The organism is Variovorax sp. PDC80, from assembly GCF_900115375.1.
Classification (GTDB): domain Bacteria; phylum Pseudomonadota; class Gammaproteobacteria; order Burkholderiales; family Burkholderiaceae_C; genus Variovorax.
Map to the genome: position 1 here is coordinate 323411 of NZ_FOWG01000003.1, position 21601 is coordinate 345011.

General features: G+C 66.5%; 25 protein-coding genes and 1 tRNA gene. 11 read left to right on the forward strand and 15 right to left on the reverse strand.

The window, feature by feature from the left end; translation table 11 throughout:
• Nucleotides 1-37 precede the first annotated feature (37 nt).
• The 4 genes from BM109_RS11340 to BM109_RS11355 all read left to right on the forward strand — a co-directional run bounded on the left by BM109_RS11340 (nucleotide 38) and on the right by BM109_RS11355 (nucleotide 2458).
• Nucleotides 38-739, forward strand: coding sequence for a fumarylacetoacetate hydrolase family protein (locus tag BM109_RS11340; RefSeq protein WP_093342879.1), 702 nt, complete (start codon nucleotides 38-40; stop codon nucleotides 737-739).
• Between the two features lie 21 nt (nucleotides 740-760).
• Nucleotides 761-1312, forward strand: a complete 552-nt coding sequence (locus BM109_RS11345) for an NUDIX hydrolase (protein ID WP_093342880.1) — start codon at nucleotides 761-763, stop codon at nucleotides 1310-1312.
• Between the two features lie 4 nt (nucleotides 1313-1316).
• Nucleotides 1317-1808 carry a CreA family protein gene (locus BM109_RS11350; protein ID WP_093342882.1) on the forward strand — a complete coding sequence of 164 codons (492 nt, stop codon included), beginning with the start codon at nucleotides 1317-1319 and terminating at the stop codon, nucleotides 1806-1808.
• Nucleotides 1809-1948: 140 nt separating this feature from the next.
• Nucleotides 1949-2458, forward strand: coding sequence for a murein hydrolase activator EnvC family protein (locus tag BM109_RS11355; RefSeq protein ID WP_093342883.1), 510 nt, complete (start codon nucleotides 1949-1951; stop codon nucleotides 2456-2458).
• Nucleotides 2459-2465: 7 nt separating this feature from the next.
• On the opposite strand, the gene BM109_RS11360 is transcribed toward BM109_RS11355, so the two are convergent.
• Nucleotides 2466-4085 (reverse strand): phospholipase D family protein, encoded by a 1620-nt coding sequence (locus BM109_RS11360; RefSeq protein ID WP_177239317.1) that lies wholly within the window; start codon nucleotides 4083-4085, stop codon nucleotides 2466-2468.
• A 236-nt stretch (nucleotides 4086-4321) separates the two neighbouring features.
• On the opposite strand from BM109_RS11360, the gene BM109_RS11365 reads away from it, so the two are divergent.
• Together BM109_RS11365 and BM109_RS41185 are read left to right on the forward strand one after the other, a co-directional pair.
• Nucleotides 4322-5059, forward strand: coding sequence for a DUF418 domain-containing protein (locus BM109_RS11365; RefSeq protein WP_177239318.1), 738 nt, complete (start codon nucleotides 4322-4324; stop codon nucleotides 5057-5059).
• 445 nt (nucleotides 5060-5504) lie between these two features.
• Nucleotides 5505-5681 carry a hypothetical protein gene (locus BM109_RS41185; RefSeq protein WP_177239319.1) on the forward strand — a complete coding sequence of 59 codons (177 nt, stop codon included), beginning with the start codon at nucleotides 5505-5507 and terminating at the stop codon, nucleotides 5679-5681.
• A gap of 94 nt (nucleotides 5682-5775) precedes the next feature.
• Here BM109_RS41185 and BM109_RS11370 read toward each other — a convergent pair whose 3' ends face one another.
• Nucleotides 5776-6006: a hypothetical protein gene (locus BM109_RS11370; RefSeq protein WP_093342886.1), complete on the reverse strand. Its 231-nt coding sequence runs from the start codon at nucleotides 6004-6006 to the stop codon at nucleotides 5776-5778.
• 218 nt (nucleotides 6007-6224) lie between these two features.
• On the opposite strand from BM109_RS11370, the gene BM109_RS11375 reads away from it, so the two are divergent.
• Both BM109_RS11375 and BM109_RS11380 read left to right on the forward strand, forming a co-directional pair.
• On the forward strand, nucleotides 6225-6647 hold the full coding sequence (locus BM109_RS11375) for a hypothetical protein (RefSeq protein ID WP_256222503.1): 423 nt from the start codon (nucleotides 6225-6227) through the stop codon (nucleotides 6645-6647).
• A 69-nt stretch (nucleotides 6648-6716) separates the two neighbouring features.
• Nucleotides 6717-7118, forward strand: coding sequence for a hypothetical protein (locus BM109_RS11380; protein WP_093342888.1), 402 nt, complete (start codon nucleotides 6717-6719; stop codon nucleotides 7116-7118).
• 95 nt (nucleotides 7119-7213) lie between these two features.
• Here BM109_RS11380 and BM109_RS11385 read toward each other — a convergent pair.
• From BM109_RS11385 to BM109_RS11430, 10 genes are all read right to left on the reverse strand, one after another.
• Nucleotides 7214-7290 (reverse strand) — tRNA-Pro (locus tag BM109_RS11385).
• Between the two features lie 26 nt (nucleotides 7291-7316).
• Complete coding sequence (locus BM109_RS11390) at nucleotides 7317-7778, reverse strand: MerR family transcriptional regulator (protein ID WP_093343462.1); 462 nt, start codon at nucleotides 7776-7778, stop codon at nucleotides 7317-7319.
• Nucleotides 7779-7851: 73 nt separating this feature from the next.
• Nucleotides 7852-8223, reverse strand: a complete 372-nt coding sequence (locus tag BM109_RS11395) for an integration host factor subunit alpha (RefSeq protein WP_093342889.1) — start codon at nucleotides 8221-8223, stop codon at nucleotides 7852-7854.
• A gap of 5 nt (nucleotides 8224-8228) precedes the next feature.
• Nucleotides 8229-10670 (reverse strand): phenylalanine--tRNA ligase subunit beta, encoded by a 2442-nt coding sequence (gene pheT / locus BM109_RS11400; protein WP_093342891.1) that lies wholly within the window; start codon nucleotides 10668-10670, stop codon nucleotides 8229-8231.
• 63 nt (nucleotides 10671-10733) lie between these two features.
• Nucleotides 10734-11810, reverse strand: coding sequence for a phenylalanine--tRNA ligase subunit alpha (gene pheS, locus BM109_RS11405; RefSeq protein ID WP_057596654.1), 1077 nt, complete (start codon nucleotides 11808-11810; stop codon nucleotides 10734-10736).
• A gap of 115 nt (nucleotides 11811-11925) precedes the next feature.
• Nucleotides 11926-12285: a 50S ribosomal protein L20 gene (rplT, locus tag BM109_RS11410; protein ID WP_012747009.1), complete on the reverse strand. Its 360-nt coding sequence runs from the start codon at nucleotides 12283-12285 to the stop codon at nucleotides 11926-11928.
• A 26-nt stretch (nucleotides 12286-12311) separates the two neighbouring features.
• Entirely contained in the window at nucleotides 12312-12515 is a 204-nt protein-coding gene (rpmI, locus tag BM109_RS11415) for a 50S ribosomal protein L35 (protein ID WP_057596107.1), read from the reverse strand.
• Between the two features lie 197 nt (nucleotides 12516-12712).
• Nucleotides 12713-13333, reverse strand: a complete 621-nt coding sequence (infC, locus tag BM109_RS11420) for a translation initiation factor IF-3 (protein ID WP_093342892.1) — start codon at nucleotides 13331-13333, stop codon at nucleotides 12713-12715.
• Nucleotides 13334-13433: 100 nt separating this feature from the next.
• Nucleotides 13434-15341 (reverse strand): threonine--tRNA ligase, encoded by a 1908-nt coding sequence (gene thrS / locus BM109_RS11425; protein ID WP_093342894.1) that lies wholly within the window; start codon nucleotides 15339-15341, stop codon nucleotides 13434-13436.
• Between the two features lie 237 nt (nucleotides 15342-15578).
• On the reverse strand, nucleotides 15579-15890 hold the full coding sequence (locus BM109_RS11430; protein ID WP_093343463.1) for a putative quinol monooxygenase: 312 nt from the start codon (nucleotides 15888-15890) through the stop codon (nucleotides 15579-15581).
• Nucleotides 15891-16011: 121 nt separating this feature from the next.
• Here BM109_RS11430 and BM109_RS11435 point away from each other — a divergent pair, with 121 nt between their 5' ends.
• Entirely contained in the window at nucleotides 16012-16977 is a 966-nt protein-coding gene (locus BM109_RS11435) for a GlxA family transcriptional regulator (RefSeq protein WP_093342895.1), read from the forward strand.
• 77 nt (nucleotides 16978-17054) lie between these two features.
• Here BM109_RS11435 and aceA read toward each other — a convergent pair whose 3' ends face one another.
• Together aceA and BM109_RS11445 are read right to left on the reverse strand one after the other, a co-directional pair.
• Nucleotides 17055-18386, reverse strand: coding sequence for an isocitrate lyase (aceA, locus tag BM109_RS11440; RefSeq protein WP_093342897.1), 1332 nt, complete (start codon nucleotides 18384-18386; stop codon nucleotides 17055-17057).
• Between the two features lie 263 nt (nucleotides 18387-18649).
• The gene (locus tag BM109_RS11445; RefSeq protein ID WP_093343465.1) at nucleotides 18650-19060 is read right to left on the reverse strand and encodes a gamma-glutamylcyclotransferase family protein; all 411 of its coding nucleotides are present in this window, start codon (nucleotides 19058-19060) and stop codon (nucleotides 18650-18652) included.
• Between the two features lie 89 nt (nucleotides 19061-19149).
• Between BM109_RS11445 and BM109_RS11450 the strand changes: the two genes are divergently transcribed.
• Nucleotides 19150-20064 carry a DMT family transporter gene (locus tag BM109_RS11450; protein ID WP_177239321.1) on the forward strand — a complete coding sequence of 305 codons (915 nt, stop codon included), beginning with the start codon at nucleotides 19150-19152 and terminating at the stop codon, nucleotides 20062-20064.
• A 131-nt stretch (nucleotides 20065-20195) separates the two neighbouring features.
• Nucleotides 20196-20663, forward strand: a complete 468-nt coding sequence (locus BM109_RS11455; RefSeq protein WP_093342900.1) for an SWIB/MDM2 domain-containing protein — start codon at nucleotides 20196-20198, stop codon at nucleotides 20661-20663.
• Between the two features lie 83 nt (nucleotides 20664-20746).
• Here the strand turns inward: BM109_RS11455 and BM109_RS11460 are convergent, their stop codons facing one another.
• On the reverse strand, nucleotides 20747-21499 hold the full coding sequence (locus BM109_RS11460) for an AraC family transcriptional regulator (RefSeq protein ID WP_093342901.1): 753 nt from the start codon (nucleotides 21497-21499) through the stop codon (nucleotides 20747-20749).
• Between the last annotated feature and the right edge of the window lie 102 nt (nucleotides 21500-21601).

Genomic DNA, 21601 nt, shown 5'->3' on the forward strand with positions numbered 1-21601 from the left:
CCCCCTCTCCCGCTTCGCCTCCAAAGGATACTTTTCCATGGCCTCCGAGTTCGTCTTCGCCCCGCCTGCGACCGTTTCCGTTCCCGTCGTCGGACAGACCGCCCGCTTCCCGGTGCACCGCATCTACTGCGTGGGCCGCAACTACGAAGATCACGCCAAGGAAATGGGCTTCACCGGCCGCGAACCGCCGTTCTTCTTCATGAAGCCGGCCGACGCCGCCGTGGTGGTCGAGGCCGGCCAGACCGGCACCGTGGACTACCCCACGCTGACCAAGAACCTGCACCACGAGATCGAACTGGTGGTGGCGATCGGCACCGGCGGCAAGAACATCGCGGCCGCCGACGCGCACAAGCACATCTTCGGCTACGCCGTGGGCCTGGACATGACCCGCCGCGACCTGCAGAACGAGATGAAGAAACAGGGCCGCCCCTGGGACATCGGCAAGGGCTTCGAGCAGAGCGCGCCGATCGGCCCGATCGTGCCGGTGGCACAGGCCGGCGATGCCGAGAAGGCCGAGATCTCGCTGCAGGTGAACGGCACCGATCGCCAACGCAGCAACGTGAGCAAGCTGATCTGGAACGTGGCCGAGACCATCGAGCACCTGTCGGCCGCCTGGGAGCTGCAACCCGGCGACCTGATCTACAGCGGCACGCCCGAAGGGGTGGCGGCGGTGGTCGCGGGCGACACGCTGGTGGGCGAAGTCGCCGGCCTGCCCGTGCTGACCGTCAAGATCGTCTGAGGCCGCGAGCACGCCCGCCCCATGCTGCTGCGCATCCCCATCAAGCATTGCAAGAACTGCGGCACCGCGGTGGTCTACCGCGTGCCCGACGACGGCGACACCAAGGAACGCGCCGTCTGCCCGGCCTGCAACACGATCCACTACGAGAACCCGCTCAACGTGGTGGGGACCATCCCCGTGCTGGGCGACAAGGTGCTGCTGTGCAAGCGCAACATCGAGCCGCGCTGGGGCAAGTGGACGCTGCCGGCGGGCTTCATGGAGCTCGAGGAAACCACGGCCCAGGGCGCGGCGCGCGAGACCGACGAGGAAGCCGGTGCGAATTTCGAGATCGAGGGCCTGTTCGCGGTGATGAGCGTGCCGCGCGTGGGACAGGTGCACCTGTTCTACCGCGCACGCCTGCTCGACGACCGCTTCGATCCGGGCCACGAGACCATCGAAGCGAAGCTCTTCGCCGAAGAGGAGATTCCCTGGGACGAGATCGCCTTCCGCACGGTGCGCGAGGCGCTGCAGCACTACTTCGAGGATCGGCGCCGCGGCAGCTTCGACCGCGTCCACACGATCGACATCGTCTGAACCGATGAAGCACGCCATCTCCCTTCGACGCGGCGCGGCGCTCGCGTTCGCCACCGCCCTGCTGGCCGCCACCGCGGCCCGCGCCGAGACCGTGGGCGAGGTCGACACCGCCTTCAAGCTGATCGGCCCCGACCACAAGATCGTGATCGAGGCCTACGACGACCCCAAGGTCAACGGCGTGACCTGCTACGTGTCGCGCGCCAAGACCGGCGGCATCGCGGGCGCCTTCGGCGTGGCCGAGGACAAGGCCGAGGCCTCGATCGCCTGCCGCCAGGTCGGCCCGGTGAACGTGACGCAGCCGCTGCCCAAGCGCGAAGAGGTCTATAGCGAGCGGCTGTCGGTGCTGTTCAAGCGGCTGCGCGTGGTGCGCATGGTCGACGCGCGGCGCAACACGCTGGTCTACCTCACCTACTCCGACCTGCTGATCGACGGCTCGCCGAAGAACAGCGTCACCGCGGTGCCGATCGACCGCGGCACGCCGATCCCGCTGAAGTGATCGCCTGAAGCCGCGCGCGGGAAGTCCCTGCCGGCCCGATGGGAACGTGCCGGCGACTTTGCTAGCATCGACCGGCCGGGACCACCCGGCCCCGAGATCCGAAGGAACCCTTCAGAACGCCCCCGTTCCAACCGAGCGCCATGCACCTTCAGACTTCCGTTTTCCGAATCGGCGCCGCGGCGCTGCTCGCCGCCGGCATCGCCGCCTGCACAACCACGCCGCTGCCGCCCATGCAGCAGCCCGGTCGCACCACGACGGCCCCGCCGCAACGCCAGGCCATGTTCATCCGGCCCGCCGCCGGCACCACCATCGGCCGCTTCGACGGCGTGCGCAACAAGGGCGTGGACATCGCCGGCAACCTCGGCGACCCGATCGTGGCCTCGGCCGACGGCCGCGTGGTGTACGTGGGCAACGAGCTGGCCGCCTACGGCAATATGGTCATCGTCAAGCACAACGAGACCTTCCTCACCGCCTATGCCCACGCGAGCACCATCCTCGTGAAGGAAGGCGCGGTGGTGCGCCAGGGCGAGAAGATCGCCGAGATGGGATCGGGCGGCGATGCCAACCGCGTGAAGCTGCGCTTCGAGATCCGCAAGAACGGCGTGGCCGTCGATCCCGAGCCCTACCTGAGCGGCCGGCTGCAGCAGTAAGCGAGCCTCACAGCAGACTCTCGGGCACCAGCGGAGCGAGCAGCTCGAGCCGCCAGCGCGCCCAGAAATTCGTCTCGGGCTCGGTGTGCAGGATGGTGTCGGCGCCATCGCCCGCGGCCGGGCTCACCCATTCGATGCCACCGCGCGGCCCGAGCTGCAGCTGGTAGGCGCCGTCGAGTCGGATGAAGCCGATCAGGCTGTTGAGCTGCTGCGCGATCTGCGGGCTGAAGATGAAGAGGCCGATCTCGGTGTTGTGCAGCACCGAGCGCGGATCGAAGTTCATCGAGCCGATGAAGACCGTGCGCCCGTCGATCACCGCCGACTTGCCGTGCAGCCGGCCGCTCGAGGTCTCGTACATGCCGAAGCGCCGGCTCTGCTCGACCCGCTTGGGACTGAGCTCGTAGAGCGCCACGCCCAGGCGCAGCATCTCGGCGCGGTATCGGCGGTAGCCGATGTGCACCAGCGACTCGTCGGTGGCCGCCAGCGAGTTGGTGACCATGATGTAGCCCACGCCGTTGCCGCGCACGTGCCGGATGGTTTCCATGCCGCCGCGCCCCGGGATCAGGTAGGGCGTGGTCTGCATGATTTCGGTGCGCGCGCCGCGCAAGTGGCGCTGCAGGTTGAACTGCACGCTGTCGGGCGAGACGTCGGCCGGCGCGCCGCGGCTCTCCTCGGGCGCCAGCGCCTTGGCGGGCGCGTCCGCGTAAGCCTCGGCGCGCGCCCAGGCCAGTTGCAACTGGCCTGCGTCGAGGTCGGCGGCCAGCGGATGGTGGCCCAGCAGATCGGTGGCCGAAGGCTGTTCGGGCTCGGGCGTGCCCGGCCCGCTCGTGAGTTCGTCGAAGCGCGAGCGCAGTGCCTGCGGCGATGCGCCGTCGGCCGACACCAGCGACTCGATCGGGTAGACGTAGGGGCTGTTCCAGTAGATGTCGAACAGCGAGGACAGCTTGTGGACCACGGGCCCGGCCACCAGCGTGTCGATGTCGATGAAGTTCGAGCCGCCGTCGCGCAGGAAGTACTCGTTGGCGATGTTGCGCCCGCCCATCACCGCCATCGTGTCGTCGACCACGAACAGCTTGTTGTGCATGCGGCGGTGCACGCGGTTGAAGTCGAGCAGCGACGCGGTCCAGCGCGTGCCGAAGTGCTCGCGGCCCGCGGGGAACGGATTGAACATCCGCACCTCGACGTTCGGATACGCGGCCAGGCCCCGGAACAGCGGATCGGCGCCGGCCGTGTAGAGATCGTCGACCAGCAGGCGCACGCGCACGCCGCGCCTGGCCGCATCGCGCAGGTGGCGCAGCAGGTAGCGGCCGGTCTCGTCGTTCTGCACCAGGTAGTACTGCACGTCGATCGAGCGCTCGGCGCGGCGCATCAGCTCGATGCGCGCATGCAGCGAGAACTGCGCCATCGGCAGCAGGCGGAAGCCGCTGAGCGGCTCGTCTTCGCTGCGCGGCGCGGTCGCCGCCACGAGGCGGCCGAGCGTGGTGTCGGCGCCGTTCGGGATCGTCACCGACGACCGGCGCGCGACCTCGGTGGGCAGGCCCGCGCAACCGCCCAGCAGCAGCGCGAAACCGAGCGTGAACCAGAGGACGAGCGTCGGCCATGCGCGGCCAATGCGGTCTGCGGGCAAGGTGGCGGACGAAGCGGATGGGTGTGACAAAGGGGATGGACGCACCGGAAGGCGATGCGGGCGGCGGTTTCTACCACGAGGCGACGGCCCACGCAGCCTGCGTAATGTTGAGGCAATGCGCCTGCCTAGCATCGGTGGCCGACGCGCATCGCCCACGGCCATGGCGTCTCGCACCTGGCGGCCTGCCGCGCCATGCCGGGTTCCCTCCATCGCTTCGCAGACCCTGCCGCACATCGATGACCCTCGGACTCGCCACGCCGCCTCTTCCTCTTTCTTCGACCTGGCCGATGGCCCGCACTGCTGCCGTCGCGGAAGCCGCCAGGCCGCGCCGGCTCGAACTCGTCGATGCCTTGCGCGGCTTCGCGTTGTTCGGCGTGCCGGTCGTGGGCCTGCGCGGCTTCTCGCCGCTCGACTTCACGGGCGCCGCCGTCTCGTGGCCGCTCCTCGTGCTGGCGGGACTGTTGGCCGGCCTTGTCTTCGGCCATGCGGAGGTGCTGCGGCAGTCGGTGGCCCATCGGCGGTTCTGGCGCCGGCTGCTGCTGGCGAGCCTCGCGACGGGCTTGCTGCTCGCGATGCACGTTCCGGCAGGTCGACTCACGACCGGCCTGCCGCACGCGGTGGCGGCGCTGGCCCAGGGGCTTTTCTGCATCGCGGCCTTCGTGCTGCTGTTCCAGCATGCCGCCTGGCGGCGCCGGCTGCGCAAGCTGACACCGCTGGGGCGCATGGCATGGAGCAACGGTCTCGTGCAGATGCTGGTGGGCCTGAGCCTGTTCTACGGCGTCGGCCCGGGCCTGTGCCCGAAGTTCGGCGTGGCGGGCCTGGCCGTGGCCTGCATGGCGATCCTGGCACTGCAAGCGGCCGCGAGTTGCTGGTGGCTGCGGCGCTACCGGCTCGGCCCCCTGGAATGGGCCTGGCGCAGCCTGGTGCAGGGGCGCATGGCGCCGATGCGATCGAAGCGGGAAGGACAGGTCTGATGCCGGCGGGCGCCTCTAAGAGAGATTTAACAATGCACTGCAACAATTCTCGGCGGATGGCCGGAGAGCCTCCCAGGGACCACGCAACACCGCGCCCGCGCCGGGAATTTCATGGCCAACCCGTTTTCGCCCTGCCCCTGCAGCATCGAGCATCTGGACAGCAGCCCGCAGCAGGCCTGGATGCGCTTCTTTCCGTGGCTGAAACCCTACCGCTGCAAGAACTGCGGCAAGTCGCAGCTGCTGCCCCAGCGGGACGTGGAACGAGCCCTCGCCAGCCTGAGCAGCAGGAAGCCTCCGCGCCGAGGCCCACCCAAGCGGGCCAGGGTTCTGTAGCACGCCCGTCACGGGTGGGGGCTCTGCTCTTCCGGTCCCTGCTGGCTTGCGGTACAAACGTATATGTGTAACCCCCTGTAAACCGTGGGGTGCGAACTTACGTTAGGACCGCATGCGAGCATCCGACCCTTTCTTTATTGCTTTCGTTTTCATAGCCGGCATCGGTGCCGGCGCCGCCCTCATGGCCATGCTGGCCATCCTGCGGGCGGAGAAGCCGCGACGACAGCCGAAGCCTCGGGTCGAACGCGAGCATGTCGTCATCGGCCAGACCGGCTTCGGCAGTCTCTGAGAGGCCCGGCGGCGGCTCGGTGAGCGTCGAGCGCGGCGCTGTGAGCGTGCGCGCTACCTGAGAGTGCGAGGGCCCAGCGTCGAGGCCCAGCGGTTCAGAGGCGAAAGCCCGTCTTTCCTTCGTCGATCATGCGATGGGCAAAGGCGACGCAGTTCGAGAGAAGCTCTTCTTCGGACCTGAAGGTGCCGATGCCGTGGCGGATGCGCCGAGTGGCCTGGCCTTCCTTCTCGAAAGTCACCCACGCGGGCCATTCGCCATTTTCTCGGTCCTGGATGTGGCGGCGTGCAACGAAGCCGCCCTTCTTGAGGATTTCGATGTGCTGCATCGGATGTCCATTTTTTTCTTGAGTGCGGGATTATTCTCGCGACAAGGTCTCAGGAACATGTCAGGCGCCGGCGGAGTTGTGACGGTCGGTAAAGGGTTGGCGGCGATATCGCGCGGGCGCGCGGCTTCAGGCGGCACGGATCGGCGCATCGCTTTCGGACATCTGCTTGTCGCGAAATCACTGTATATTCAAACAGTATTTCCACGCCGATTCTTCCCATGACCCAAGTTGAGCTGTTCCATCAACCGGCCATCGTCGATGGCGCCCTTCCAGAGCCCTTCGAAGAAGCACCGCCAGCGCGGCAGAAAGCCGGGCCCGCGCTGTCTTCCACGGAACTCGACACCGAGCCTCCCGCCGCTTACGAGGTGCTCCTGGCCGACTATGCCCACGCCAGCGACGAAGCCATCGGCCTGGCGCAGCGGCGTTTCCAGCGCGAGCTCGAGCGGCAACTGGGCGGCGACGTGCTGCCGGCGCTGCGCGCCTTCCAGAACGCGAGCGAATCGAGCGAGAACGAACTCTCGAAGGCCGACATCGTGCTCGCGCGCCGCTGGGCCAAGGCCTACGACACGGCCAGGACAGCAGGCTTCCGCGATCTGGGCGATACGGACGAGGCGTTCTTCGAAGTCCGGGCGACGGCGTAGCGCTCGAGGGAGGGGCTCGGTCGGCCCGGCACAATGACCTCCCATCCCAGTTTCGAGGAACCTCCGCCTATGGCCGACGACGTCTCCATGGTCTTCTTCGCATCGAGCGACTCCAGCCCCGGTCTGAACGAGGCCTCGCGCCTGTTGACCGAGCAAGGCCTGGATGTGGCCGCCGATGGCGAGGCGCTCGTCGTTCGATGGGAGGACGACGGGCCCGCCCTTCGGATCAGGCTGTCCGCCGCGCCGCACGTGAACGCGGAGGCCATCGAGATCGCCGAAGGCACGGCGCATGCCGCCGGCATGCGCCGGTGCAATGCACGCTTCGAGATCGACATCGACGACCTCGACGAAACGCTCGACGAGATCAACACGCTGATCGAGGTCCAGGCAACGCTGCAGGATGCGACGGGCGGCTACCTGTTCAATTCATGGAACGGCGAACTGAGTGCGCCGGATTCATCGCGCGACTGATCGCGGCTCGACGAAACGAGCATCTCTCGAAGACGACAAAAAAAACGGGTCAGAGCTTGTGGCTCTGACCCGTTGTTCCATCTGACGATGATTGTTGGTCGGTGTGAAAGGATTCGAACCTTCGACCCCTTGCACCCCATGCAAGTGCGCTACCAGGCTGCGCCACACACCGAAGCTCTCGATTATAGCCTTCTCTTTTCAGCGTCCGACAGTCAGCAACTCACGAATTTCAAAAAGCTCGCGGCGAAGCTGCAACAACTGCGACAGGTCGACACTGCGGGCCGCGTTCGGTGCAGCTTCTTCGTCGTGCAGCGCGGCCTCGAACGCCTCGTGATCGATCTCGACGGCCTCCATGCCTTCGAGCGGAACCTCGCCGGCCTTGCGGCGGTCGCGTTCGTGCTGCACCAGTTCCTGCAGCTTGTTGCGTGCACCGCTGATCGTGAAGCCCTGGTCGTACAGCAGGTCGCGGATGCGGCGGATCATCAGCACCTCGTGGTGCTGGTAGTAGCGCCGGTTGCCGCGCCGCTTCATCGGGCGCAACTGCGTGAACTCCTGCTCCCAGTAGCGCAGCACATGCGGTTTCACCCCGCAGAGTTCGCCGACCTCACCGATGGTGAAGTAGCGTTTGACGGGAATGGGCGGGAGTGCCTTGTCGGCCATGTTCTCCATTGAAATCAAGTCTGCGCGCGGCAAACCTCAGAGGTTACTCCACGGAAGCGCGCCCGAACAAGTCCTATTCGGAACCCAGGCTCCACTCGACCTCGGGTGCGGCGTTCGGATCGATGTTTCCGTGAATCTGTTCCTTGAGCTTCGCGCTCGCATGGAAGGTCGCGACGCGACGCTCGCCGATCGGAATGGCTTCGCCGGTGCGCGGATTGCGGCCCGGACGCGGCGCCTTCACGCGGATCTGGAAGTTGCCGAAGCCCGAGATCTTCACGTCGGTGCCTTCGATCAGGCTGTTGGCAACCAGGTCGAAGAAAGCCTCGACCATGTCCTTGGACTCGCGCTTGTTCAGGCCGATCTGCTCGAACAGCAGGTCGGCCAGATGCGCCTTGGTGAGCGCGGGCGTCTCGAGTGCTTCGAGCGTGAATTCGACGGCATTCATTCGGGTCATCCTCTCAGGCGTCCGCCCACCTTCGCAGCCAGTTGATCGACGATGGCGCGCACGGCCGGCTCGACCTGCTCGTCGGTCAGGGTGGCGCTGTCGCCCTGGAAGCTCAGGCGCACCGCCATGCTCTTCTCGCCGGGTGCAAGGCCACCGGCCGCGGCCACCGTGCCGTCGCGCGCGGGCTGCGGACGGTAGATGTCGAACAGCACCGCGTCGCGCAGCAGGCCCTGCGCGCCACCGGTCGAACGGATGGCGTCGATCAGCGCATCGTGCGTGACGGCTTCCGCCACCACCACCGCGATGTCGCGCTCGACCGCCTGGTGCTTGGGCACGGCTTGCGCCACCGGCACGGGCCGCGCGGTGACGGCATCGAGGTCGAGTTCGAACAGCACGGCGGGCTGCGCGAAATCCCACTTCTGGCGCCAGCGCGGATGCAGCTCGCCGACGAAGCCGATGGCCTTGCCGTCGATCGTCACGCGCGCCGAGCGGCCCGGATGCAGCGCCGGATGCTCGGCAGGCTCGAAGCGCGGCACCAGCGGCGCGAGCAACGCCTCGACGTCGCCCTTCACGTCGTAGAAGTCGACGCGCTGCGCCTTGCCGTCCCAGCGCGCTTCGTCGGCATCGCCCCAGGCGAGGCCGGCCACGCGCATCGGCTGGTGCACGCCGCGCACGGTGCTGTCGGTGGTGGCCACGCTGTCGTCACGCAGGAACACGCGGCCCACCTCGAACACGCGCACGCGCGGCGCCTTGCGATCGAGGTTGAACTTGAGCACCTGCAGCAGCGAGCCGAGCAGCGACGAACGCATCACGCTCATCTGGCTCGCGATCGGGTTCAAGAGCTTGACCGGGTTGTCGTTGCCCGCGAGCTCCTTCTCCCAGTCGGCTTCGACGAAGCTGAAGTTGATGGTTTCCTGGTAGCCCAGCGCGGCGAGGCCGCGGCGCACCGCGAAACGGCTGCGCTGCGCCTCGGGACGCACGCGCGCGGTGATCGGCGCGAGCGGCGCGGTGGTCGGCAGGTTGTTGAAGCCGATCAGGCGCGCGACCTCTTCGATCAGGTCTTCCTCGATCAGCAGATCGAAGCGATGCGGCGGCGGCACGATGGTCAGCGTGCCATCGCCCTCGGTCAGCGCGAAGCCCAGCCGGCGCAGCGCGTCCACGCACTGGGCCTGGGTCAGCGGCATGCCGATCACGCGCGCGGCGCGCGCCACGCGCAGCGTCACGGGCAGCGCCTCGGGCACGCGCAGGATCTGGTCGTCCATGGCGCCGGCCTGGCCGCCGCAGATCTCGACGATCAGCTGCGTGATGCGCTCGATGATCTCGACGGTGCGGCTCGGGTCGACGCCGCGCTCGTAGCGATGGCCGGCGTCGGTCGAGAAGTTGAAGCGGCGCGAGCGGCCCTGCACCGCTTCGGGCCACCAGAACGCGGCCTCGACGTAGATGTTGCGCGTGTCGTCCGAGACCGCGGTGGCGTCGCCGCCCATGATGCCCGCGAGCGATTCGACCTCGCGTGCATCGGCGATCACACCCACCTTGTCGTCGACCGAGATGGTGTTGCCATTGAGCAGCTTGAGCTGTTCGCCAGCCTTGCCCCAGCGCACGGTGAGGCCGCCGTGGATCTTGTCGAGGTCGAAGATGTGGCTGGGCTGGCCGTACTCGAACATCACGTAGTTCGAGATGTCGACCAGCGGCGTGACGCTGCGCTGGCCGCAGCGCGCGAGGCGCTCGACCATCCAGGCCGGGGTGGCGACCTGGGTGTCGACGCCGCGCACGATGCGGCCCGAGAAACGGCCGCAGAGCTCGGGCGCCTCGACCTTCACGGGCAGCTTGTCGGCGAAGGCCACCTCGACCGGCGCCACGGTGCGCGGCTTGAGCGGCGCGCCGGTCAGCGCGGCGAGTTCGCGCGCCACGCCGTACACGCTGAGGCCGTGCGCGAGGTTGGGCGTGAGCTTGAGCGTGAGCAGCGTGTCGTCGAGCTTGAGCACTTCGCGCACGTCGACGCCGATGGGCGCGTCGGCCGCGAGTTCGAGCAGGCCACCGTGGTCTTCGCTCAGCTGCAGTTCGCGTGCCGAGCACAGCATGCCCTGGCTCTCGACGCCGCGCAGCTTGCCGAGCTTGATGAGGAAGGGCTTGCCGTCCTCGCCGGGCGGCAGTTCGGCGCCCACCAGCGCGCACGGCACCTTGATGCCGACGCGCGCATTGGGCGCGCCGCACACGATGTTGAGCAAGGCGCCCTGCCCCGCGTCGACCTGGCAGACGCGCAGGCGATCGGCGTTCGGGTGCTGGACGGCTTCCTTGATCTCGCCCACCACGATGCGCGTGAAGGGCGGCGCCGCCGGCCGGCGCTCCTCGACCTCGAAGCCGCCCATGGTGAGGGTCTCGGCCAGTTCGGCGCTGTCGATGGGCGGGTTGCAGAACTCGCGCAGCCAGGATTCCGGGAATTGCATCTCTTCGATCTCGATCTGTTTTTCTGGTGTGGAAGGTCTCGTTTCGTCTCGCGCGTCAGCCGATCACTGGAATTGCGAGAGGAAGCGCAGGTCGCCGTCGAAGAACAGGCGAAGGTCGTTCACGCCGTAGCGCAGCATCGTGAGGCGGTCGGGGCCCATGCCGAAGGCGAAGCCGATGTAGCGCTCGGGGTCGAGGCCCATGTTGCGCACCACGTTCGGATGCACCTGGCCCGAGCCCGACACCTCGAGCCAGCGACCGGCCAGCGGGCCGCTCTGGAACTGGATGTCGATCTCGGCGCTGGGCTCGGTGAACGGGAAGAAGCTCGGCCGGAAGCGCAGCACGAGGTCGTCGCGCTCGAAGAAGGTGCGGCAGAAGTCGGTGAAGACGACCTTGAGGTCCTTGAAGCTCACGTTCTCGCCGAGCCACAGGCCTTCGCACTGGTGGAACATCGGCGAGTGGGTGGCGTCGCTGTCGACGCGGTAGGTGCGGCCCGGCGCGATCACGCGGATCTCGGGCGCCTTGACCGTGCCGGTGGTGTCGGCGGCCGCGGCCGCGAACTCGGCCGCGTACTTCTTGATGTGCTGGTGGGCGTAGCGCACCTGCATCGGGCTGGTGTGCGGACGCAGGTTGTAGGGGATGCCGTCCTCGCCGTTCAGGTCGACGTAGAAGGTGTCCTGCATCGAACGCGCCGGATGGTTCGGCGGGTTGTTGAGCGAGGTGAAGCTGTGCCAGTCGCTCTCGATCTCGGGGCCGTCGGCCACGTCGAAGCCCATGCTCGAGAAGATCTCCTCGATGCGCTCGAGGGTGCGGCTCACCGGGTGCAGGCCGCCGGGGATGCGGCGGCGGCCGGGCAGGCTCACGTCGAGCGCCTCGGCGCGCAGTTGCTGCGAGAGCTCCTCGTCGGCCAGTTGCTGGCGGCGTTCGTTGAGGGCGGACTCGATCGCCTGCTTGGCCACGTTGATGGCGGCACCGCGCGACTTCTTCTCGTCGACGCTCAGTGCGGCCATGCCCTTCATCAGCTCGGTGATGCGGCCCGACTTGCCCAGGAACTGGGCCTTGGCGTTCTCGAGCTCAGCGGGGGTCTTCGCCTGCGCGAAGGCGGCACGTGCGGTGTCGACCAGGGAGTCCAACTCGTTCATAGCAACAACAGATTTCTTCGGGGAAAAATAAAAAAGGGCTGGTGCTCTTTCAAGCGCCAGCCCTTGTGCCGTGGGCGCAGGAAACTGTCCGGGGACGGTTTCCCGCTGTGCAGAATCAAGCAGCCAGCTTGGCCTTGACCTGCTCCACGATGCCCGCAAAAGCGGCCTTGTCGTGCACTGCGATGTCCGCAAGCATCTTGCGGTCGATCTCGATCCCGGCCTTGCGGATGCCGTTGGCGAACTGGCTGTAGGTCAGGCCCAGTTCACGCGAGGCGGCGTTGATACGCGCGATCCACAGTTGACGGAACACGCGCTTCTTGGTGCGGCGGTCACGGTAGGCGTATTGGCCTGCCTTCATCACCGCCTGTTTGGCGATGCGGAAGACATTGCCGCGGCGACCGCGGAAACCCTTGGCGAGTGCGAGAACTTTCTTGTGGCGGGCGCGAGCCGTTACACCACGTTTGACGCGAGGCATGTGATTACTCCTTGTTCGTCAGTTGATCAAATGCCCATGCCGGGCAGCATCGCGGCCATCGAAACCATGTTGGTTTCGTGCACCGACACCGCACCACGCAGGTGACGCTTGTTCTTGGTGGTCTTCTTGGTCAGGATGTGACGCTTGAAGGCTTGACCGCGCTTGACGGTGCCACCGGGACGAACGCGGAAACGTTTCTTCGCGCTGCTCTTGGTCTTCATTTTGGGCATGTGAATGCTCCTTTAATTTGTGCTCGTGAGGCGCCTTGGATGAACTCCATGGACTTGTTGGCCCCGAGACACTTCTTCATCCCGCCACCGCCTGCGCTTGCCTTTCGGCACGCGCCGGCGATCGACGAAATCCCTTCAAATTCTCACTTCCGTCGGCACCCGGGGCTTTCGCCGCCGGGCCCGGCCGGATCCTTCACTCAGGCGCCGACGGTGGTCGGTGCCGCGGCGGCTTCCGTCGCCGACTTTGCCGGCGCGCTGCCGGGCTTCTTGCGGCCCGGCGCGATCATCATGATCATCTGCCGGCCTTCGAGCTTCGGAAACTGCTCGACGAGGATCGTGTCGCCGAGCTCGTCGCGGATGCGCTGCAGCAGGGCCAGACCGAGTTCCTGGTGCGTGATCTCGCGCCCCCGGAAGCGCAGCGTGATCTTGCACTTGTCGCCATCCTCAAGAAAGCGCCGGATGTTGCGCATCTTGATGTTGTAGTCGCCATCGTCGGTACCGGGCCGGAACTTGATTTCCTTGACCTCGATGACCTTCTGCTTGGACTTCGCCTCGGCCGCCTTCTTCTGCTCGTGGTACTTGAACTTGCCGTACTCGATCAGGCGGCACACCGGTGGATTGGCCGCCGCGACGACCTCCACCAGATCCACGTCCTGCTCACCGGCGAGACGCAAGGCCTCCGCAAGACTCACAACACCCAATTGCTCGTTATCCGGGCCGATCAGGCGGACTTCCGGGGCCATGATTTCCCGGTTCAGGCGATGTTGGCGTTCCTCGCGGTGGCGGCGGTCGCGAAATGCAGTAGCGATGGTTGGTATCCTCTAAGTTTTGCTACAAAAAAAGTAGCGAAAGCCGCTCAGTCCTCGCGGGCAAGCGGTATATTTGGCACAGAAACATGTGGGGTGTTTCGACGACAAATCAACGCTTGTCAGCAATATCCTGGACGACCCGTTGCACGAACGATTCGAGGGACATTGCACCGAGGTCTTGGTTGCCCCGGGCGCGCACTGCGACGGCGCCAGCTTCCTTTTCCTTGTCGCCCACGACAACGATGTAAGGGAGCTTTTGCAACGAATGCTTGCGTATTTTATACGTAATCTTCTCGTTGTGCAGATCAAGCTGGACCCTAAGCCCTTGATTTTGCAGCGTTTTCGCAACTTGCGCAGCGTAGTCGGCCTGTCCTTCGCTGATATTGAGCACCGCCACCTGCACTGGCGCGAGCCAGGCGGGCATCGCGCCGGCATGGTGTTCGATCAGCATGCCGATGAATCGCTCGAGGCTGCCGACGATCGCGCGGTGCAGCATCACCGGGTGCGCGCGGCCGCTCGACTCTGTCACGTACTCGCCACCCAGGCGCTCGGCCGTGTTGAAGTCGACCTGCATCGTGCCGCACTGCCACTGGCGGCCGATCGCATCGCGCAGCGTGTACTCGATCTTCGGGCCGTAGAAGGCGCCATCGCCAGGGGCGATCACGAACTCCACGCCCGAGCGGCGCAGCGACTCCATCACCGCGTGCTCGGCCTTGTCCCAGAGCTCGTCGGAGCCCACGCGGTTCTCGGGCCGCGTCGCGACCTTGTAGAGGATGTCCGTGAAGCCGAAGTCCGCGTACACCTTCTGCAGCTGCGCCGTGTAGGCGATGCATTCGTCGAGGATCTGGTCCTCCGTGCAGAAGATGTGGCCGTCGTCCTGCGTGAAGCCACGCACGCGCATGATGCCGTGCAGCGCGCCGCTCGGCTCGTTGCGGTGGCACTGGCCGAACTCGCCGTAGCGCAGCGGCAGGTCGCGGTAGCTGCGCAGGTCGCTCTTGAAGATCAGCACGTGACCCGGGCAGTTCATCGGCTTCAACGCGTACTCGCGCTTCTCCGACTCCGTCGTGAACATGTTGTCGCGGTAGTTCTGCCAGTGGCCCGTCTTCTCCCACAGGCTCTTGTCGAGGATCTGCGGACCCTTCACTTCCCAGTAGCCCGTGTCGCGGTAGATGCCGCGCATGTACTGTTCGACCTGCTGCCAGATCGCCCAGCCCTTGGGATGCCAGAACACCACGCCCGGCGCCACTTCGTCGATGTGGAACAGGTCGAGTTCCTTGCCGAGGCGGCGGTGGTCGCGCTTCTCGGCTTCCTCGATGCGCTGGATGTACTGGTCGAGCTGCTTCTTGTCGGCCCAGGCCGTGCCGTAGATGCGCTGCAGCTGCTCGTTCTTGGCATCGCCGCGCCAGTAGGCGCCGGCCAGCTTCATGAGCTTGAAGACCTTGAGGAAGCGCGTGTTCGGCACGTGCGGGCCGCGGCACATGTCGACGTATTCCTGGTGGTAGTACAGGCCCATGGCCTGCTCGTCGGGCATGTCCTCGACCAGACGCAGCTTGTAGTCCTCGCCGCGCGACTTGAAGACCTCGATCACCTCGGCGCGCGGCGTCATCTTCTTGACCACGTCGTAGTCCTGCGCGATCAGCTCGCGCATGCGCGCCTCGATCGCCGCCATGTCCTCGGGCGTGAAGGGGCGCTCGAACGCGATGTCGTAGTAGAAGCCCTCCTCGATCACCGGGCCGATCACCATCTTGGCCGTCGGATAGAGCTGCTTGACCGCGTGGCCGACCAGGTGGGCCGTCGAGTGGCGGATGATCTCCAGGCCCTCGTCGTCCTTGGGCGTGATGATCTGGAGCTTGGCATCGTGGTCGATGACGTCGCTGGCATCGACCAGACGGCCGTCGACCTTGCCGGCCACCGTCATCTTGGCGAGGCCGGGGCCGATGGACTTGGCAACGTCGGCCACCGAGACCGGGCCGGGGTACTCGCGCTGCGAGTTGTCGGGGAGCGTGATGTGGATCATGAAAAACCTCGGGCGAAAAACAAAAAAGCGCGGTGGATGACCGCGCTTTGCTGTGGCAGGGAAGCTGGCTCGAACCAGCGCGCGCGGTTTAGCGGGCGCTTCCTTCGAAGAAGAAAACACCGCAGGTGGCTTGCGGAGTAGTTCGCGGTGTCATAACCAAAGTGCCTTTCTCGCCCTTGTTGACAGTGGAGCCTCGGATTCTAGCCGCTCGGCGCGCGGGCCGTGCCGAGCGGCCCATTACGCCACGCCCGCCGCGTTCTTGAGCCCCAGCACGTCGATCGGCTCGATCGCTGGCGGTTTGGCGAACAGCTCTGGCGCCTTCGCCATCAGCGCCTGCGCGATCGGGCCGACGAGGTGCGCCTGGCGGCCCGCCTCGGTCTCGAACGCATCGAACACGCCAAAGGTGGTCGGCGACAGCCGCAGCGCGAACCAGATCGGCGTGGTGGCTTCGTCGCGCGCCATCGCGAGGCCGGCCTCGAGGAACTGCTGGACCTCGGCCTCCTTGCCGGGCTTGGCTTCGAGGCGGGCGAACAGGGCGAACTTGATCATGGACATCTCCGGTCGTTGCAAGGTGGAAGCGGCGCGCGGATCGCAACCGCTGTGGCGACTCTAGAGTCGCCCCTCGCTCTCACCTATTGGCATTTTTGACATCTTTGATATTGTTATTGCCATGCGACTCGACATCCTCGCGCTCGACGGCGTGTTCGACACCGGCCTGGCCACGGTGGCGGACGTCTTCACCACCGCCAACGAACTGGCGGGCCTGCTCGCGCTCGGCGTGCCGCCGTTCGAGGTCCGCCTTGCCGGCTTGCGCAAGCGCGTGCGCACGGCACAAGGCCTGAGCGTGCCGGTCGTGCCGTTCGCCGCCGCCAAGGCACCCGACTGGATCGCGATCCCGGCCATCGGCGAGAAGATGCCCGAGGGCCTGGCGCGGGCGCTCGAACGCAAGGACATCGCCGATGCCGGTGTCGCGCTGCGCGAACGTGCCGACGAGGGCGCGAAGATCGCCGCCGCCTGCATCGGCACCTTCGTGCTGGCCGAATCGGGCCTGCTCGATCGTCAGCAGGCCACCACCACCTGGTGGCTCGCCTCGATGTTCCGCCAGCGCTATCCCGAGGTGCGGCTCGACGACACGCGCATGCTCGTTCCCTCCGGCCCGTCGCTGGTCACCGCCGGCGCGGCGCTCGGCCATGTCGACATGGCGCTGTGGCTGGTGCGCCAGGTCAGTCCCGAGCTGGCCGCCACGGTGGCGCGCTACCTGATCGTCGATTCGCGGCCCGCGCAATCCGCCTACGTGATCCACGACCACCTGAGCCATGCCGATCCGATGGTCGAGCGCTTCGAGCGCTGGGCGCGCGCGCGGCTGGCCGACGGCTTCTCGCTCGACGACGCGGCGCGCGCCGTCGGCACCAGCAAGCGCACGCTGGCGCGCCGGCTGCAGCAGGTGCTCGGCAAGAGCCCGCTCGGCTACGTGCAGGACCTGCGCGTCGAGCGCGCGGTGCACCTGCTCAAGACCAGCGACCGGAGCCTCGAGCAGATCGCCGCGCTGGTCGGCTATGCCGACGGCGTGACCTTGCGCACCCTGTTGCGCCAGAAGCTGGGCCGCGGCGTGCGCGAAGTGCGCATGCGCGACTGAGGCGGGCCGGGCACGGACGAAAAAAAGCCCGGCACGCGGCCGGGCTTCAAGGTGACAGCGAATGTCGAGTCAGTTGCTCAGTGGAACTGCTCTTCTTCCGTCGAGCCGGTCAATGCCTTCACGCTCGACTGGCCGCCCTGGATCACGGTGGTCACGTCGTCGAAGTAACCCGCGCCGACTTCCTGCTGGTGCGACACGAAGGTGTAGCCCTGTTCGCGCGCCGCGAATTCCGGCTCCTGCACCATGTTCACGTAGTGCTTCATGCCCTCGCCGCGTGCATAGGCGTGCGCGAACTTGAAGGTGTTGTACCAGTTGACGTGGATGCCGGCCAGCGTGATGAACTGGTACTTGTAGCCCAGGTCCGAGAGGTCTTCCTGGAAGGTGGCGATCTGCTTGTCGTCCAGGTTCTTCTTCCAGTTGAACGACGGCGAGCAGTTGTACGACAGCAGCTTGCCCGGGCAGGCGGCATGCACGGCCTGCGCGAACTCGCGGGCGAAGCCGATGTCGGGCACGCCGGTTTCGCACCACACCAGGTCGGCATAGGGCGCGTAGGCGACGCCGCGGCTGATGGCCTGCTCGAGGCCGTTCTTCACGCGGTAGAAGCCTTCCGAGGTGCGCTCGCCGGTCAGGAAGGGCTTGTCGTTGGCGTCGTGGTCGGAGGTGATCAGGTTCGCGGCTTCGGCATCGGTGCGGGCCAGCACGATGGTGGGCACGCCCAGCACGTCGGCGGCGAAGCGCGCGGCGATCAGCTTCTCGCAGGCTTCGCGCGTCGGCACCAGCACCTTGCCGCCCATGTGGCCGCACTTCTTGACGGCGGCGAGCTGGTCTTCGAAGTGCACGCCGGCAGCGCCCGCGGCGATCATGTTCTTCATCAGTTCGAAGGCGTTGAGCACGCCGCCGAAACCGGCTTCCGCGTCGGCCACGATCGGCAGGAAGTAGTCGATGAACTCCTTGTCGCCCGGGTTCACGCCACGGCCCCACTGGATTTCATCGGCGCGACGGAAGGTGTTGTTGATGCGACGGACCATGGTGGGCACCGAGTCGTACGCGTAGAGCGACTGGTCGGGGTACATGGTTTCCGAGCTGTTGCCGTCGGCGGCCACTTGCCAGCCCGACAGGTACACGGCTTCGAGGCCAGCCTTGGCCTGCTGCATGGCCTGGCCGGCGGAGATCGCGCCGAAGGCGTTCACGTAGCCCTTCTTCGAACCGCCGTTGATCTTGTCCCAGAGCTTCTCGGCACCGCGCTTGGCGAGCGTGTAGTCGATCGGGAACGAACCGCGCAGGCGCACCACGTCGGCCGCGCTGTAGCCGCGCTTCACGCCCTTCCAGCGGGGGTCCGTGGCCCATTCTTTCTCGAGGGCGGCAATCTGCTGTTCGCGGCTGAGTTGTTCGGTGAGGGTCTGGGGCATGGTCACTCCGTGAGTTGATTGAAGGGTTGGTTTTGAGCGTTTCGGCGCTGCGGCCATGGGCTTACTGTAATCGCGTCGCCCACTCTTATGTCTTATAGAAGACATATTTTTGCATCAACAAAATCAACAACTTACGGAGATATTTCTCAATGAGAAAACAACTTTCTCATATCGAGAAAAAATACTGCGGTGCAGCAGCGGTGATTTTCACGATGCGCAATCACTCTTTCGTCTGTGAAAAACGCGGGCAGGAACGCGCACCGTCAACGCCGCGAATGCGCGATCCAGTCGCCGCCCGTGATCACCGCACGCCCCTCGATGCGCGACGGATGGATCTCGTAGACCAGGCAATCGAACGCGCGGCCGTCGCTGGCCTGCACGCGCAGCCAGCGTTTGATGTACTCGCCCGAATCGTCGTCGGCGACTTCCTCGAGCCGGTCGAGCGCGGCCTCCACCTGCGCATCGATCGCGTAGATCTCGCCCGCGACGCGGCCCTCGCCACCGAGCACCATGCCCGGATAGGCACCGAGGTCGTATAGCGTGCCCGCGACCTCGGCATCGGCCACGCGGCGCGGCAGCGGCGCGAAGCGCGCGATGTCGTTGCGCCCACCCGCGCGCAAGGTGCCGTAGACGAAGACGTGGCGCACGCCCGGCGCGTGCGTCGGTTGCGGCATCATCGATGCCTCCTTTGGCATCATCGATGCCTCCTTTCCCAAATCACCCCAGTCTATTGAACCCCGCCGCACCCGCCCCAGGCCGGCTCATGGCCTACGGCTGCCTCGCGCTGAGCATGTCGCTCGTCGGCTGCTATGTCGCCCTCTCCAAGCCGCTGGTCGCGGCCTTCCCGGTGCTGCTGCTGGCCTGGCTGCGCTTCGGCATCGCGGCGCTCGCCATGCCGCACTGGCTGCGCCGCGCGCCCGACGAACCGCCGATGACGGCGCGCACGCGCTGGCTGGTGTTCCTCGAATCCTTCCTCGGCAACTTCCTGTTCTCGATCTGCATGCTGTTCGGCGTGAGCCTCACGAGCGCGGTCTCGGCGGGCGTGATCATGGCGTCGATCCCGGCGGCGGTCGCGGTGGCGAGCTGGCTGTTCCTGCGCGAACGCATCACGCTGCGCATCGGCCTCGCGATCCTCTGCGCGGCGATCGGCATCGGGCTGCTCGCGCTCGCGCCGGCGCATGCGAGCGCGCATCCGGGCACGGGAGCGTCCTCGTCGATGCCGTGGCTCGGCAACCTGCTGGTGTTCTGCGCGGTGCTCTGCGAAGCCGCCTACGCGGTGATCGGCAAGTCGCTCACCGGGCGGCTCGGCCCCAAGCGGATCTCCTCGCTGATCAACCTCTGGGGCTTCGTGCTCAGCACGCCGCTGGGCATCTGGTTCGCGCTGCAGTTCGACTTCGCCGCGGTGCGCCCCGGCCTCTGGCTGCTGTTGGTCGCCTATGCCCTCGCAGCGAGCATCTGGACCGTGTGGCTCTGGATGACCGGACTGCGCCACATTCCCGCCGCGCAGGCCGGTGTTTTCGCCGTGATGCTGCCCGTGAGCGCGGCCCTCGTGGGCGTGCTCGTGCTCGGCGAAAGCCTCTCCCTGGTGCAGCTGTTCGCGTTCGCGCTCGCTCTCGCTGGCGTCTTCCTGGCGACCTGGCCCGCGCGCCGCAGGCAAAACGGGCGCTCTCCCCTCTGAAAAAACAACAGCCTCCAATGAAAAAACCGCTTTTTCCCTTGGAAACGCGTTTTTTCTCATTTAGCATCCGCGATGCCAGTGGAGACCCTGTTTTTCATTGGTGACTGTTCAACCAAAAAAGGAAATCAACCATGGCAACTGCAAAGAAGGCTCCGGCCAAGAAAGCTCCGGCAAAGAAGGCCGCTGCTCCCGCGAAGAAGGCTGCTGCTCCCGCGAAGAAGGCCGCTGCACCGGCGAAGAAGGCTGCTGCTCCTGCCAAGAAGGCTGCTGCACCGGCGAAGAAGGCTGCTGCTCCTGCCAAGAAGGCTGCACCCGCGAAGAAGGCTGCTGCGAAGGCTCCCGCCAAGAAGCGCACCCCGAACGCCGCCTTCATGAAGGCCCTGACCCCCAGCCCCGCACTGGCTGCCGTGGTCGGCTCGACGCCGCTGCCGCGCACCGCCGTCGTGAGCAAGCTGTGGGACTACATCAAGAAGAACAACCTGCAAGACAAGGCCAACAAGCGCAACATCAACGCCGACGCCAAGCTGAAGGAAATCTTCGGCAAGGCCCAAGTGTCGATGTTCGAACTGGCCGCGCTGATCGGCAAGCACGTCAAGTAAGCGCACCACTCGAACGACCTCCGGGTCGATCAGGAAAGCCGGCGACAGCCGGCTTTTTTTCGTCCCTACCTTTTGCGAGCGCCTCAGCGCGAAGTGTCGGCACCCTGCGCAAAGAAGCGCGAGGGCGTGCAGCCGAAATGGCGCCGGAAGGTCTCGATGAACGCGCTCACCGAGCTGTAGCCCACCGTCAGCGCCACCGCCGTCACGGGCTCACCCATGCCCAGCAATTGCACCGCCTTGAGCAGCCGCGCCTGCTGGCGCCACTGCGCGAAGCTCAGGCCGGTCTCGGCGGCGAAGCGGCGCGTGAGCGTGCGGCGTGCCATGCCGATGCGATCGGCCCATTGCTCGAGCGTGTCGTCGCGCGCGGGATCGTCGGCCAGCGCGGTGGCCAGCGCGAGCAGGCGCCGCTCCTGCGGCAGCGCGAGGTGCAGCGAGGTCCGCGCGCCCGCAGCCAGTTCGTCGACCAGCACGGCCACCAGCCGCAGGCGGCGCGCTGTCTCCCCCTCTTCGCCAAGCGACACCAGCCGCCCCACCAATTCACGGATCAGCGGCGTCGACGCGAACACATGCGGCTGCGCGGGCAAGGCCGTCGTCAGCGCCGGATCGAGATAAAGACTCCACCCGGCCGTCGCGCCGTGGCTTTGCGCCGCGTGCGCGCAGCGCGGCGCGATCCAGCCGATCCATCCGGGCGGCAGCACCCAACGCCCCGCGCTGGTCTCGATCAGCTGCAGGCCGGCGCGCAGCGCGAACAGCTGGCCTTCCTCGTGCGCATGCGCGCCCGTGGTGCGCGGTGCCTCGTAGGCGTTGAGATCGAGCCGCACCACGGCCTCAGCCATCGCGTCGCTCCATCTGCGGCATGGCCCGATGGCGATACCGATTGGCACCGCGCCGCAAGCCCGCAACGTGGCGCCTGCCTAGCATCGAAGCCATCGATCCAC

What these genes read in the sequence shown, in the direction of transcription:
- BM109_RS11460 (WP_093342901.1), bottom strand. Translation starts at nt 21,499, where the DNA reads ATGGCTGAGGCCGTGGTGCGGCTCGATCTCAACGCCTACGAGGCACCG.
- BM109_RS11435 (WP_093342895.1), top strand. Translation starts at nt 16,012, where the DNA reads ATGCGACTCGACATCCTCGCGCTCGACGGCGTGTTCGACACCGGCCTG.
- BM109_RS11340 (WP_093342879.1), top strand. Translation starts at nt 38, where the DNA reads ATGGCCTCCGAGTTCGTCTTCGCCCCGCCTGCGACCGTTTCCGTTCCC.
- BM109_RS11395 (WP_093342889.1), bottom strand. Translation starts at nt 8,223, where the DNA reads ATGAATGCCGTCGAATTCACGCTCGAAGCACTCGAGACGCCCGCGCTC.
- BM109_RS11430 (WP_093343463.1), bottom strand. Translation starts at nt 15,890, where the DNA reads ATGATCAAGTTCGCCCTGTTCGCCCGCCTCGAAGCCAAGCCCGGCAAG.
- thrS (WP_093342894.1), bottom strand. Translation starts at nt 15,341, where the DNA reads ATGATCCACATCACGCTCCCCGACAACTCGCAGCGCGAGTACCCCGGC.
- BM109_RS41185 (WP_177239319.1), top strand. Translation starts at nt 5,505, where the DNA reads ATGCGAGCATCCGACCCTTTCTTTATTGCTTTCGTTTTCATAGCCGGC.
- aceA (WP_093342897.1), bottom strand. Translation starts at nt 18,386, where the DNA reads ATGCCCCAGACCCTCACCGAACAACTCAGCCGCGAACAGCAGATTGCC.
- BM109_RS11375 (WP_256222503.1), top strand. Translation starts at nt 6,225, where the DNA reads ATGACCCAAGTTGAGCTGTTCCATCAACCGGCCATCGTCGATGGCGCC.
- BM109_RS11365 (WP_177239318.1), top strand. Translation starts at nt 4,322, where the DNA reads ATGACCCTCGGACTCGCCACGCCGCCTCTTCCTCTTTCTTCGACCTGG.
- rplT (WP_012747009.1), bottom strand. Translation starts at nt 12,285, where the DNA reads ATGCCTCGCGTCAAACGTGGTGTAACGGCTCGCGCCCGCCACAAGAAA.
- BM109_RS11345 (WP_093342880.1), top strand. Translation starts at nt 761, where the DNA reads ATGCTGCTGCGCATCCCCATCAAGCATTGCAAGAACTGCGGCACCGCG.
- BM109_RS11350 (WP_093342882.1), top strand. Translation starts at nt 1,317, where the DNA reads ATGAAGCACGCCATCTCCCTTCGACGCGGCGCGGCGCTCGCGTTCGCC.
- pheS (WP_057596654.1), bottom strand. Translation starts at nt 11,810, where the DNA reads ATGAACGAGTTGGACTCCCTGGTCGACACCGCACGTGCCGCCTTCGCG.
- BM109_RS11390 (WP_093343462.1), bottom strand. Translation starts at nt 7,778, where the DNA reads ATGGCCGACAAGGCACTCCCGCCCATTCCCGTCAAACGCTACTTCACC.
- BM109_RS11450 (WP_177239321.1), top strand. Translation starts at nt 19,150, where the DNA reads ATGGCCTACGGCTGCCTCGCGCTGAGCATGTCGCTCGTCGGCTGCTAT.
- BM109_RS11380 (WP_093342888.1), top strand. Translation starts at nt 6,717, where the DNA reads ATGGCCGACGACGTCTCCATGGTCTTCTTCGCATCGAGCGACTCCAGC.
- pheT (WP_093342891.1), bottom strand. Translation starts at nt 10,670, where the DNA reads ATGCAATTCCCGGAATCCTGGCTGCGCGAGTTCTGCAACCCGCCCATC.
- BM109_RS11445 (WP_093343465.1), bottom strand. Translation starts at nt 19,060, where the DNA reads ATGCCGCAACCGACGCACGCGCCGGGCGTGCGCCACGTCTTCGTCTAC.
- BM109_RS11455 (WP_093342900.1), top strand. Translation starts at nt 20,196, where the DNA reads ATGGCAACTGCAAAGAAGGCTCCGGCCAAGAAAGCTCCGGCAAAGAAG.
- rpmI (WP_057596107.1), bottom strand. Translation starts at nt 12,515, where the DNA reads ATGCCCAAAATGAAGACCAAGAGCAGCGCGAAGAAACGTTTCCGCGTT.
- BM109_RS11370 (WP_093342886.1), bottom strand. Translation starts at nt 6,006, where the DNA reads ATGCAGCACATCGAAATCCTCAAGAAGGGCGGCTTCGTTGCACGCCGC.
- BM109_RS11355 (WP_093342883.1), top strand. Translation starts at nt 1,949, where the DNA reads ATGCACCTTCAGACTTCCGTTTTCCGAATCGGCGCCGCGGCGCTGCTC.